A 12945-nucleotide genomic window follows, 5' to 3' on the forward strand; every position below is an offset into this window, starting at 1 on the left:
CGGCGCGAGTTTGGATGTAATTAAGCAGTACATTGAAAATCAAAACACACCGCCAAGTGAAAGAGCCGTAAAAACTTCACGCGCTTTAAGTCAGAAAAAAGACTAGTTACCTCTTGCTTGACTCGCCTTTGAAAGGGTGAGATTGCGCAAGCCTAATGTTCAATTTTGGGTATGGTATCCACCCTTTTCCTTGCTCAATCTGTTTCCAAATAGCTAAAGGCCTAAATGGTGCTGCTCCGATACCATCCAAAGACCACCGAAAAGATAAAAGCACGGCATGTACTTCACTAAAGTAGTAATTAAGGTTCTGAGGGTTTAGTAAGGCTTCTGTATACATTTCTAAAAAAAGCTTTCTTTATTTTAGGGGGTAGAGTTACATCGTTTTGAATACACTGAACACCTTCATGCTCAGCTTCTCTACCCTGCTCTACTAAAGATTTGAAACGCTCTGAATGAGAAATGCTTTCTTGTGTTAGCTGGCAGGCGTACCTTACAATTTTATCTAAATGCTTAGGCTTTAAAGTATTCGGTTGCAAAGCAACACGATTGTACCCTACAGTATCAAACGCCCGAGCGTGGAGCGCTCGCTCATGTTAGAGCTAATTCTAAATAGCCAATCTCTTAGCCTTAATGTATTTTCTACACCAAGCACTTCCCAACGTTTCAACTTTGCAAGGTTAGTAGCTGTTTTATCTTGCTTTGAAACGATAGTACAAATAGAACACCCGTAGCGTGCTTTGCCATTGCAACCTGCCCCACCACTTTGACCTGTAGCAATTTCGCAAGTCTCACTTGTACCATTACCGTATATCTCGATTAAAAGACCAAAGTTTGATAAGAAACCTGGTATGTCATAGCAAGATCTTTGTAGTGGTTTTGAACCAGCCAAGCTGAGCAAAAGAAATACATCATCAGTCTCCCAGTCACGAATTGGAGCATAATTGTAGACTTTTGAGTTTCCAATAGACTGTGATGTCATTGAGTTCATTAAATCTTCTGCAGACTTACCTTTTAGATTGTGTCGCTCCATATTCTTTGACCTACGCGAAGACTCTTTTTCCCTAGAACCTAAGCAAGAAATAATTGGTGAACTGGCATAATAGCCATACTTCTTTGAGTGCCTAATAGACTCTACAAGAGAGTTAACAAAGTGTTCGTTTGGGTTAACCTTTAAAATTACTGAGCAATCACCGGAGCGAGTTGGTGTTGCTGGAATTTTCTGGCCACCAACGTACCTAATGAAGAATTCATTGTTCAATGAAGGTTGGACTAATTTAAACTGAATATTGATACCTACAGACTTAGCATATTCAAGCATTCTCTTACTGGCATAGTTAACAAACATTTGCATAGGTATCGCTTCTGCTTTTGTATTAACTGTCGATACGATCAATGGGCGTTCTGGTTCAATGGTTTTTGCTGCAATAGCTTGACGTTAAGCCTCCATCACAATTAGCAGTGTAACTGTCGAGTCTTTCCCAAACGAACATAAAGAAGTAATTATTGCTCGCTCATTTTCAATTAGAGCTCTTATATCAGCTACAGATGAAGAAAAGGCTTGAGCAACTAATTTCTCTCTACTTACTTGGTTAACTGTTCCAACAACAACGCTATCAATGATGTCTATTGGATTAACTTTGAAAACACTCACTTCACACTCCAACTTAAATTTTGTAACTATGGTCACATAGGATATAGAACGTGCTTTGATTGAAATGATAACTAAATATTCTCCACGATTATTTTTAAAAAAAAGTCATACAGAACAATAACTAAAATATATTTACACTTAATTATTCAAGGTGAATTCGCCAAAATATAAACTCGAAAAATCATAAAGCCAACCTCAATCAATTATAAAAAACCTTAAATATTCGCCAGCCACAAAAAAACAAAAAAAACCATACTATCAAATAGTTACATAATGCTAACTCAAATTATTCAGGGTGAATTCGCCACTTATTCGAGGTTAATTATTTCAAAAGTGCGCGTTATGGAATCGGACTTACTATGGTCTTAATCGAAACGTGAACTACCCAGCGACATCGATTCACTCTGATCACAGGGCTTCTACAGTCTAGCTTAACAGCTAGGCAGCTTCTTTTTTCTCAGATCCAAAATCCAACTTCGATAATTCAAAGACTTTCGTTTTAACAGATTGTTTCTGCTGAGATGCGGGTGTTACCCTTGCGACGATTCCAGCCGCAATTATATCTAATTCACCTGTACTAGCTATGCTTTTAGCTGCAGCTAGATCGCGGCTTTGATACGCTCCGCAAGCCGCACAAGTAAAACGCCTATCATTCAATGTTAAAACATGGCGTTGCCCGCACTCCGAACAAATTCCAGTGGATTTTTCAAAACGACCTATTTCATGATAGAGCTTGCCTTCTAGCTCAGCTTTGTACTTTGAAAGCTGAGTGATCAAACCCATCACGTTATCTGCAACCATACTACCATTGAACTTTTGCATCGCTTTTACGTTTAAATCTTCGAACACTAAAATATCATTTTCATTGGTTATCTGTCGTGAAGTTTTGTGCGCAAAGTCCAGCCTTTGCCTTGAGATTTTACCGTGTAATTTATTGATGCGTTGTTTTGTTTTTTGCCAGCGATTTGAACCTTTGGTTCGACGTGCAAGCTGGCGTTACAATTGATTTAACTTCTCTATTGCTTGCTTTAAAAACTTCGGGTTGTCGGCCACGAAACCGTTCGAACCAACCACCGTTTGCTTTGAGTTGATGTCAAAGCCAGTGATAGTTTCCAAAACTTGTTTAGCCGTTTTGCATTCCACTTCCTGAGTGATACTGCATTCCCATTTTCCGTGACGATATTGAACAGTGACGGTCTTAATTTTGCTCACTAGCTCACGATGCAGAACGATTGGCACTTTGCCGACCTTCGGAATACTGATAGCGCCATTTTCGATTCGAATGCAATTGGAATTATTGACGGCTCGAAACGAGTCGTTGTGAAGTTTTTTCTTTTTGTATGAGACTTTATGCTTTGGAAAGCGCTGCAAACGAACCTTTGAAAAAGCATTCTTAACAGCAGTTTCTAAATCGCGAGCAACCTGCTGAGCCGCTGCTGAATCAAAAGATTTAATCCACGCAAACTCTTCGAAAGGCTTTAATTCCTTAAGAAGCGAGGCCATTTCTTTGTAAAACAAGAACGTCTTATCGTACTCATATCGACGCATATTTTCAGACAACAACAGATTCCAAATGCCACGCGCTGTCGCACCAAACTCAATAAGCTTAGCTTCTTGCTCTGGCGTAGGATTTAGCCTGTAGTTGTATCTGAGCGTCTTTTTCATATACTGTATAGACTACTGTATAAGGTCGAGTTGTCAAGTTGGAATATGAAACTAAATCTCACTGCAAATATATAATTGCACTTCATTTAATTCTGGTAGTTAAGTACAGAAAACCTTTACTAAACGGAAATCTGGGTGAGTTTGTTAAGAAAACGGTTTTCGATGTTTCTCTATCTTCTGACTTCAGGATCGAAGAGATTGAAATAGACAAAGATCACATTCATATGCTGATTACAATCGGCACTCGATATTCTGTAGGCCAGTACGCAAGGAGGATTAAACAAGGGACAACTACTAAAATCTGGAAATCATTTCCTTACCTCAAAAACCAATTTTGGAAAGAGAAAACATTTTGGTCTGATGGATACTTTGTGTGTTCTGTAGGAAATGCTAGTGCAGAGATAATACGAAAATATATTCAAGAGAAGGGGTGACACCGATTCATCCCCGCGACATCACTTCGCTCTGATCACGGGGTTTTCTCGGTGAATTTTCGATAAACTTTATTCGTTAAGGTTGGTATATATCAACCTTAACCCTAGATCAGTATTTTACCAACCTAAGGCTTTATCATGCCTAAAACTAAGTATTTAGAGCTTTGAGTATCCTAAATTCACCTTAATTTGTTGATTAAACAAGCATATCAACCATCGAGTTAGTAAAATTCTGTTTTGTCCAAATCCATGAAAAAAAGTAAAAATCAGTAATTAATCCCCCCTTTTCACTCTATAGCCAAGATTACAATGACATGTATGTCAATTTAAAGAGTAAGTCACAATGTCACTAAAGAAAACAATTACGGCTATTGGTCTATTAGCAACTGTAAGTCTTTTAAGCGTATCTTCAATGGCGAAATCAATTAATCCGAAAGAATTAAAACAAACTCTTTCTCAAAAAGGTGATATCGAAGGTATTCAAGAACTCCCTGTTGAAAACTTAATGCTGGTTAAGACTAAATCAGGACAAACATATTTTGTATCTAAGAATGGCCGCTTTGTATTTCAAGGGCAGTTAATTGATACATGGTTTAGACGAACTATTGATGAATTGAGCGAAGCAAGAAATGCTCACCGTGTCCCTCTTGAAAAAATGGGCGTAAAACTAGATGAGCTTGCAACACTATCATTTGGCAACCAAGACATACCCAAGCAAGCAACAATATTCGTTGACCCTAATTGCGGATACTGCCACGCCCTGTTCAATAAAATTCAGCAATCTCCAGAAAAGTACAATGTCGACTTTGTACTAACAGCGATGCTGGGCAGCCAATCTTTACTTGAGTCTAAACGCCTAAATTGCGCTGTTGATAAATCTAAAGCTGTCATCGACCTTATGAACAAGACAAAACTAGCAACAGAAATGAGAGAAGACTGCGATGCCAAGGCTGTTCAAAAAGCACCTATCGTTATGGGATTGCTTGAGGCTAGAGGGACCCCATTCCTAGTTCGTGAAGATGGTTTAACCTTTAATGGGCTACCAAGCGATTTTGATGCATGGCTTGAGATGGAGTAACTAGCAATGAAACAAATCTTTAAAATCAGCTCAATTCTAGCCATAGCCTCATTATTTTCTGGGTGTTCAGCATTTACGATTGGTGAAGAGGAATTTTCATGTGCAGGTAAACCAGAACTTGGTCTCTGTAAAGGGCCGATGGAGGTTTATGAGTTAACCAACAATCAAGACCACCTTGAGCACATGATGACTGCAGAATATGCAAAAAACGAAGGTGAAAAAAAGTCAAATTCAGAAGGAAACCAAAAAATCATTTACGTTAATAGTGAAGGGGAAGACATCACATACGTATATGAACCAAGAAGTTTGCGAAGACAAAACGCACAGGATTATGACAAAGCCAACATTGTTGGTATCGCTAGCAATGACACAATGTCATATTCGAAACAATCACACGATGAGTTAGATGACTTAAGAACTTTCAATTACGTTCCAAATGATATCGCGCCAGAGCCTCTCGCTGTTCTAGAAGAAGCTAAAGCAATGCGTATTTATGTTGCTGCTTGGGAAGATAAGTCTGGAGATTTGAATATTCCAGGCTTCGTTTATGTTGAATTACAACCAAGACGCTGGGTAACAGGCCATCAAGCTCAAATGCGCCCAAGTCGAGTATTACCATTTCAAACAATAAAGAAAAGCAAAGTAACAAGCCAAAGAAAAGAAACTATGGCCAAAGGTATCGATCCGTTGAGCATTTCTAGACCTCAGCCTGAGGCTAATAAGTAAAATAGGTGTATAGCATGCTGAATAAAATCCAAGAAGCTATCGAAAAGATATTGAATCCAGATATCGAAGAAACCCAGCAGAATTTTGCTGGCCCCCTTTGGCGAAGCACCATTGAAGATCAGCAAAAGCTTCTCGGAGGTAATAAAGCCGCAGAATTAAACTGTGTAATGGAATATATTAAAGAATATCAAATGTTCTTAATGGAAGGGGGATACATTGGATTTGTTATCGCCTGCCAACCAACTAACGGGGTAAACAACGAAATAAGAACAGCCTACGAAGGCTTTCTATCTGATGAGTTTCCTCACAACACATTAATTCAACTAAGCCTAGCTGCTTTACCACGAATAGATGGCTTTCTAAATGGTTACAGGCAACTACGAGGGAAGCGGATTGGTGGTGAAGACGGTGAGCTTGCTGATGCAATGAGCGAATCAGTAATTAATTATTACTCTAAAGCAAGAAAAGAGTCTCTTGATAAAAAATCAGGTATCCGGCCAAGAGATTTTGAACATTGGATCACAGTAAAAATCCCAGTTAAAAACTTTATCCCTTCCGATAAAGAGCTCAAAGAGTTCCTAGAGATAAAAGATAGAACATATTCAATATTCGAAGGGTTAGGCTTAGCCCCATTGATTTTAAATGATGAAGAATGGCTTTCAAGAATGCAGACTTTCTTCAATCACTCACCTAATGCGCTTTGGCGAGATAAAGTAAAAATCAACAAGCTTGTCCCACTTGGTGCGCAAATATTAGAGCAGGGCGGAATAATTAACCGTGATGAATATGGTCTAGAATTTTCATCTTTAGATGAGAAGTCAAATGGATTTGCTTCAGTCATGACCCTCAAGCAAACACCCGATTACTTGAACTACGGTGATATTATAAACCTGCTAGGTGATTGGCGTTTTGGCAAGCGAACGGTTGCTTGGAACCCATATTTAATGACGCTTAACGTACAGTTACCAAGTATTCATTCGGCAAATGAAGAATTTGAGCGCCGTAACAAATGGCTAAAAAAACAAGCAAAAGGAAAAATGCTGGAGTGGGTTTCAACCTTAAAAGACCAGGCACAAGATTATTTTGCAATCGAAGATGAACTGAAAAACTCAAGATTATGTAAAATTAGCCTTGATTTAATAATCCTTGGTGAAAGTAAGAAAGAAACATTCACTGCGACTAGGAAGCTGCAGGCATTCTTCAAACGTAAAGAGTATAAGTTCAACATAGAAACAATTTTGGCGCCTAGCACTTTCTTAAACGCTTTACCTCTTGGACTTGATGATGAATATATAAAATTATCAGACCGGTTTGATGAATGGACGGCAAAAGGGGCTGTATTTTTATTACCACATAGCGCGAGTTGGAAAGGAAACACTTCACGGCCAATTCTAGAGTTTGTCACGCGCTTTGGGCAAATATTCGGTTTAGACATATTTGAAACAGATGGTTCCTTTAATGCACTTATTTGCGCTCGCTCTGGAGCTGGTAAGTCATTTTTCAATAATAAGCTAATCACTTCATATCTAGGCTCTGGTGTTAAAAGCCGGCTTGATGTGGGCAGCGATACTGACGGCGCTCAAGTGTTTGTTATTGACAAAGGCCGCTCATATGAAAACTTAGCAAGCCAGTATAAGAATGCTCAATTCATTGACTTCAATGAGAACATGAAGTTTTCACTTGATCCATTTGCAAATATTGACGACTTTTATGGCAAAGAAGGTCAAGCAGCAATGGTTCATTCCTTGCTGAAAGCAATGGCATCAGAATCAGGTGATTTAAGTGATTATCAATCTACAGAAATGCTTACAGTACTCACTGAGCTTTGGAACCTTAAAGGGAAAAGTTCATCAATCACAGACTTTTCTGAGCTGTGTGAAAAGCACCAAGATGTTGAAATAAAGAGGATAGGGCGCCAACTAAAACCATGGTGTGAAGGCGGAATTTTTGGAGACTTTTTTGGTAAGAAATACCCACCAATAAACTTCAAATCACGATTAATCGTTTGTGAGATGGATGAACTATCCTCGCAACCTCACTTATCACAATGTGTTCTGATGAGCCTTATCAACGCAGCTCAACATGCAATGTTTTTATCAGGCAACAAACAAAGAAAACTTTTCATTCTCGATGAAGCTTGGGAATACCTTAAAGACAAGCCGGGTAAAATCAATTATCTAGCCGAGTTCCTTGAAACTGGTTGGCGTCGATTCAGGAAAACACGTGCAGCTGGCATTTGTATCACACAGAGCTTACTTGATGCTTACCAAAGCCAAGCAGGGATGGCCATTGTTAACAATAGTCCATGGAAGTTTATGTTGGCCCAGGAACCGGAAGCCGTTGATAAACTCAAAGAGTTAAAAGCGTATGATGGTACAGATCAAGACTATGATTTAATGAAAAGCGTTCATACTGATAAGGGCCATTACTCAGAAATCTTAGTGAGATACGGGCAATCGAGGGAAATAGTTAAGCTTTTTGTAGATAAAGAAACTCAACTAGTTTACTCAACAGATCCAGATGACAGGGAGTTAGTAGATAAGTTTAAGTCTCAAGGTTATTCAATTAAAGAAGCTCTAGAGCTTGCAAATAAAGAGAAGGGTAGGGGGTAGTTACCTTTGTACATACACGTATATTGAAATAGTCTTAGCTTGCTCTTTCTGGTTGGACTAACACTGGTTGGACTAATAGATGGTTGGACTAATAGAACTTAATTAAATCTGACAGTCAATTGTGCACTAATTGCTGACCGTGGTACTAAAAAGTTTCTGTCGGATAGACGGCACTTGTTACCAAGTGCCGCCCTCCTAAGAACCGTACGTGCAACTTTCACCGCATACGGCTCAAGCCTCCACTAAGGCAACATAATGTCACCCAGCAATGTCACAAACTTGCTACGACAGGTTGGATCCAAGTATTTCGTCCGTAATTATTGGTCTTCCTATTCCCCAGGTAATCCCGATATTTAGGATCGTACGGGGTTGACGCACTTCGGATCTTAACGTGTCTTTTGATTGGCGTTTTGTTAATTTGAGCAAGAATGAGAACTCGTATTTCATTGTTTATCATTTGATAACCATGAAATAGCCATTGACCATTTAAACCTTGAAAGTATTTACGGCCAACCCACATTCTGCTTCTACGGGTATGACGCCGCCGCGCCCACCGCCATAACGCCCAGAAGATCTGATGACCTACATAGGTAAAGGTTCGCTTTGCCACACAATGGCGATAATAATTCGCCCAACCGTGCAACTTTGGATTCATTAGTTTAATGAGATCTGTCGTTGATACAGTTGCGTGTGCTCTGATAAGTTCACGCATGTTACTTAAGAATGACAGCACGTTGCTCTTGCTTGGTTTAATAAGCAGTTTTCCTTTGTACTTTCGAAGGTTAAACCCTAAAAAGTCAAAGCCGTCATCAATATGGGTAACATGTGTTTTCTCCTCAGATAGAGTTAACCCTCTTTCCTGTAGAAACTTAACTAGTCGCGGTTTAACCTCATTAACGAGCACCTCTTTCGATGAGCCTGTAATAATGAAATCGTCCGCATAGCCAATAAAGTTTATCCTTGAGCCTGTTTGACGCGCGATTGACTTAACCTGCTTTTCCAAGCCCGCTAACGTCAGTAACATCAATGTTGGCGAGATTATTCCACCTTGAGGTGTTCCTTCATCTGTTCTGTAGAATAATCCTTTGTCGATAAACCCGCACCCTAGCCACTGTTTCAACATTCGTGTATCCATTGGAATGTTATCTATCAGCCATTGGTGGCCAATTTTATCGAAACATGCCTTGATGTCACCTTCGAGTACCCACTGCGCTGAGCTTGGTTTACACAAACACTTAAAGCATTGTGCAATGGCATCAGCCGTGCTGCGATTCGGTCGAAACCCGTAGCTATTTGGGTCGGCAATGGTTTCAGATATTGGTTCCAAGGCTAGAAGATGTAACGCTTGTTGCGCACGGTCTATCATGCACGGAATGCCTAATGGTCTGAATTTGCCGTTTTTCTTAGGGATATAGATGCGTCTGAGCGGTTTGGCTTTATAGCCTTTTCTGCTCAGTTGGTTAACTGCCGCAAGCTTTTGTGCATCAGAGTTCCAAATGACGCCATCAACACCGGCTGTTCGTTTACCTTTGTTTTGTGATACTCGTCTGACAGCAAGTAACTTTGCTGACTTCGAGTGAGTCAGTATCCATTGCAGCGCTTTCGCTTTGCCTTGTTTACCTTCTCGAATTGCCTTTGCAATGCGCATTTGAAGCTTTAACACATGTTGCTCAATAGCCGTCCAATTGATGGATTGCCATTCGCTTTTGTCTGAAGAGGCACTAACTTCAAGCGAAGTCATCATTTGCGTTTCCTCATGAATAAAGTTCTTCAAATCATCTTGCAACGGGAGACCAGTTGGAAGTGGGCTCACTTTCGTGCCAGAAACAATTCTGTATCTACATCATTACAATGCAGCATTGGCTTTTTCCAACCTCCTTTACCTGCACAACTATCGGCAATCTTCACAGATAGCTTTCCCATAGGGAGAAATACAGGCTTACCTTGTTCCGTATGTCGCGCAATATCAGGTTAGATGCCCACTATAGTGCGGAGAGCATGTCGATCACGAAAGAGCACTGTCCAATCTCTTTCCTACTCCCATTGCCGTTTGGCCACAGCGTATAAAACCACTTCCGCTGCTTCTCGTATAACGCACCTTACATGGATTCACATACGTTCATCATACTGATTCCCTAGCACTTACCCAATTGTGGTTATCAGGAAGAAACGCCTCTCACGATTTGTTTCCCGCCAAATTGGCTTTGTTACATTGTTTGGCTCGCTGCTTTATTCAGAACCATAGGGTCATCTGGTGATACAGATGGTTCACTCTTATCGCGGTGAACAGCGCTTCATACGACTTCAAGTCGCACGGACAGAAACACGTTAGAGTATTTATTCGGTAACGCCGCATTAAGGTGTGAGCGACGCTTGGCTATACTCGAGCGAAGCGAAAACGCCAAGCGTTGCGAATCACTCTTAAATGCTTTGTTAGCTGCGTTTTGAAACTGGCAAAACTTCTGCCGTTTCTGTATCGAGCATTTCTAAAACACTCTCAAAGCCATGTTTTGGCAACCAGCCTAACTTGTTCTGCGCTAACGATGAGTCATATACACGATCCAAAGTTTCGGGTAATTGCCACCCTCTTTGTCTAAAGGCAGAAGCTATCTCCGGACACCTTTGTGCGAGAACTGAGCTTGCATCGTTATACAAAGCTTCGCAATCCAAAGGGTTAAAAGGTGTTGCACCCGAGATGATAAACCGATTAAAACCACTTAAACGTTTTTCTACTGCACATAAATGAGCATTTGCTACATCACGAGCATCGATACCACGAGTTAAGCGAAACACAGCCATTAAGTCCGCGGGCTCTGGAAAACACCTAGACATTTGTAACACTGTCACCGGAAGATTGAACAGATTTGAAATTTCTTTAAGTTTGATTTCAGCTGCAATTTTGCTTTTGTGATAAATCGATTTCGGTTGAGGAATAGTTTGCTCGTTCACCCAGCCAGTAACACCTTTAGGTGTTGAAGCATAACCGTACAACGCTGTTGTACTGGTAAAAATGAAATGCTTGACGCCTGCTTTTATACCGGCCAAAGCCAGTTTCTCGGTTGCGTCTACGTTGATAGATTGAAACTCTGAATCAGGCAATAAGCCAACATGAGGAGCATGAAGGGCTGCTGTATGAATAATTACGTCGATATTTTCAAGAGCTTCATTGAGCAGCGCACTATCACGAATATCACAAATGTAATCAGCCGTTGAACAAGGTGTTTTATCAAAGCCAACTACGTCATGTGTTCGCATTAACTTGATATAGATTGCACGCCCCACTCTACCCGCTGAGCCTGTTACCAATATTCTCATTTACTACACCTTACTAATTATTGACTTCAAAGCAGCTAACGCCCCACTTATGGGCACAAATACGCAGGCTATAATACGTAGCGAAGCGAAGGGAGCCTGCGTATTTGTGTCCCAACGAGCGCCAGCGAGTGACTACAGTGGTTTGTTAGAAGACGATGTTTCTACTACCTTTGGTTGCTCAAAAGCTAAAACCGAAACACACTCGTTTAAACCAATAATTAGGTATTCCCTCGGATGATATAGCTTACCCGTAATGAAGTGTTCTCTAGTGTTTTCCAGTGCATTCCAGCCACCGTCGATTACTTCAAAACACCAACCAGTTTTTAAGTTACATTCACTCCAAAACTCGCCTAAATCACCTTCATCAAGCACTCTAAAACCATAAATAGCATCGAAATGAACTTTTATACTCCAACTCTTCGATTTAACAGCAATGTTTAAGCATTCTATGTCGAATGTAATTCTGTGAATGTCTACTGTAGAGTCTGATTCGAAATCAGTCTCTACTTTTACAACCTTAGGCTCATAAATCACCGCTAGTCTTCTAACATTTTAGTATTTATGCGACACGCAGTTTGTGTTGCATAATCGCTTGTTGGACTGAGGCGCTATCTGCTCGGTATGTCAGAGTTGGTGCTATTTATGCTATGGGAATTTGCTTTTTAGAGGCTCTAGCTAAATCAGCTAGTTTAATAAGCTTACCTATTATAATTTAAGCTTTCCCTGCATTGCTCAGCGTTTATTATCTATTTATTAAACCGAATGTTTAACCGTTAAGCAAGGATGTTTTTCTTACGCGCAGCCGCGACTAGCCTGAACAGTTAAGCAGGTTAACTCATTGATTTGATGCAGCAAGCAAGGCTACTAACTCGTTCGCGCTATTTTATTTGTCGCCATGTCTGAATTCATCACGCCAATAAATCGTAAGATACCCACTTTACATGACTGGCAAGGCCAATACGTTATTAGTCGTTCTTGCTCACCTTCGGCTTCACCGCTTTGAATGGGGTTGCTGATGCTTGAGCCTTTATTAACCCTAACTTTCGCTTACGGCACGCATTAGCTAAAAAGCCATAGTGGCGAATACGCATAAACCCTTTCGGCAATACATGTTGTAAGTAGCGCCGTAAAAAATCATCACAACTCAGTGTCATGACTTTATCGCGGTTGTTATCTGCATAGTCGCGATATTTAAAGCTCACTGACTGCTCATTCGCTGACACGAACCGCGATTCTGACATCACGCCTTTTCGGGTGTAACGCGCAAGGTAGCTCACGAGCTTTTCACTGTACGTTAAACAGGCTTTGCTATACACACACCACTTTGTTGGGGTGTATATCTTCGCGAATGAACTATCGCATTCATTGAGTTCCGCTAGCATTTTACCCCTAAAGACTGTTGATAACGCTTTTACGGGGTATAAATAGCCTTTTTCTATTTCATGCCAGTGCGCTTTATTTAGC

At 40.4% G+C, this 12945-nt stretch carries 10 protein-coding genes and 1 pseudogene; 4 read left to right on the forward strand and 7 right to left on the reverse strand.

Going from position 1 to position 12945, the window contains the following annotated elements; all coding sequences use genetic code 11:
* Positions 1–553: 553 nt before the first annotated feature.
* From NH454_RS21420 to NH454_RS21430, 3 genes and pseudogenes are all read right to left on the reverse strand, one after another.
* Positions 554–1351: a hypothetical protein gene (locus NH454_RS21420; protein WP_036973972.1), complete on the reverse strand. Its 798-nt coding sequence runs from the start codon at positions 1349–1351 to the stop codon at positions 554–556.
* Between the two features lie 84 nt (positions 1352–1435).
* Positions 1436–1651: a hypothetical protein gene (locus NH454_RS21425; protein WP_036973973.1), complete on the reverse strand. Its 216-nt coding sequence runs from the start codon at positions 1649–1651 to the stop codon at positions 1436–1438.
* Positions 1652–2089: 438 nt separating this feature from the next.
* A pseudogene (locus NH454_RS21430) lies at positions 2090–3316 on the reverse strand (transposase).
* A gap of 38 nt (positions 3317–3354) precedes the next feature.
* On the opposite strand from NH454_RS21430, the gene tnpA reads away from it, so the two are divergent.
* The 4 genes from tnpA to NH454_RS21450 all read left to right on the forward strand — a co-directional run bounded on the left by tnpA (position 3355) and on the right by NH454_RS21450 (position 8166).
* Entirely contained in the window at positions 3355–3750 is a 396-nt protein-coding gene (tnpA, locus tag NH454_RS21435) for an IS200/IS605 family transposase (RefSeq protein WP_235378277.1), read from the forward strand.
* A 343-nt stretch (positions 3751–4093) separates the two neighbouring features.
* On the forward strand, positions 4094–4828 hold the full coding sequence (locus tag NH454_RS21440; RefSeq protein WP_036973974.1) for a DsbC family protein: 735 nt from the start codon (positions 4094–4096) through the stop codon (positions 4826–4828).
* Positions 4829–4834: 6 nt separating this feature from the next.
* The gene (locus NH454_RS21445) at positions 4835–5554 is read left to right on the forward strand and encodes a TraV family lipoprotein (RefSeq protein WP_051501974.1); all 720 of its coding nucleotides are present in this window, start codon (positions 4835–4837) and stop codon (positions 5552–5554) included.
* A 14-nt stretch (positions 5555–5568) separates the two neighbouring features.
* Complete coding sequence (locus NH454_RS21450) at positions 5569–8166, forward strand: TraC family protein (protein ID WP_235374261.1); 2598 nt, start codon at positions 5569–5571, stop codon at positions 8164–8166.
* 271 nt (positions 8167–8437) lie between these two features.
* Here the strand turns inward: NH454_RS21450 and ltrA are convergent, their stop codons facing one another.
* The 4 genes from ltrA to NH454_RS21470 form a co-directional block, all read right to left on the reverse strand.
* Entirely contained in the window at positions 8438–9910 is a 1473-nt protein-coding gene (gene ltrA, locus NH454_RS21455) for a group II intron reverse transcriptase/maturase (protein WP_138558128.1), read from the reverse strand.
* A 689-nt stretch (positions 9911–10599) separates the two neighbouring features.
* Positions 10600–11481, reverse strand: coding sequence for an NAD(P)-dependent oxidoreductase (locus tag NH454_RS21460; protein ID WP_235374262.1), 882 nt, complete (start codon positions 11479–11481; stop codon positions 10600–10602).
* 132 nt (positions 11482–11613) lie between these two features.
* Positions 11614–12015 carry a hypothetical protein gene (locus NH454_RS21465; RefSeq protein ID WP_235374263.1) on the reverse strand — a complete coding sequence of 134 codons (402 nt, stop codon included), beginning with the start codon at positions 12013–12015 and terminating at the stop codon, positions 11614–11616.
* 431 nt (positions 12016–12446) lie between these two features.
* A partial coding sequence (locus tag NH454_RS21470; protein WP_253040195.1) for a transposase occupies positions 12447–12945 on the reverse strand: 499 nt, incomplete at its 5' end.

Origin of the sequence: Pseudoalteromonas sp. Ps84H-4 (assembly GCF_024124645.1) — a bacterium.
Classification (GTDB): Bacteria; Pseudomonadota; Gammaproteobacteria; order Enterobacterales; family Alteromonadaceae; genus Pseudoalteromonas; species Pseudoalteromonas lipolytica_C.

Coding starts and splice junctions, on each gene's coding strand:
- NH454_RS21420 (WP_036973972.1), bottom strand. CDS start 1,351: ATGCAAATGTTTGTTAACTATGCCAGTAAGAGAATGCTTGAATATGCT.
- NH454_RS21440 (WP_036973974.1), top strand. CDS start 4,094: ATGTCACTAAAGAAAACAATTACGGCTATTGGTCTATTAGCAACTGTA.
- NH454_RS21445 (WP_051501974.1), top strand. CDS start 4,835: ATGAAACAAATCTTTAAAATCAGCTCAATTCTAGCCATAGCCTCATTA.
- NH454_RS21450 (WP_235374261.1), top strand. CDS start 5,569: ATGCTGAATAAAATCCAAGAAGCTATCGAAAAGATATTGAATCCAGAT.
- ltrA (WP_138558128.1), bottom strand. CDS start 9,910: ATGATGACTTCGCTTGAAGTTAGTGCCTCTTCAGACAAAAGCGAATGG.
- NH454_RS21460 (WP_235374262.1), bottom strand. CDS start 11,481: ATGAGAATATTGGTAACAGGCTCAGCGGGTAGAGTGGGGCGTGCAATC.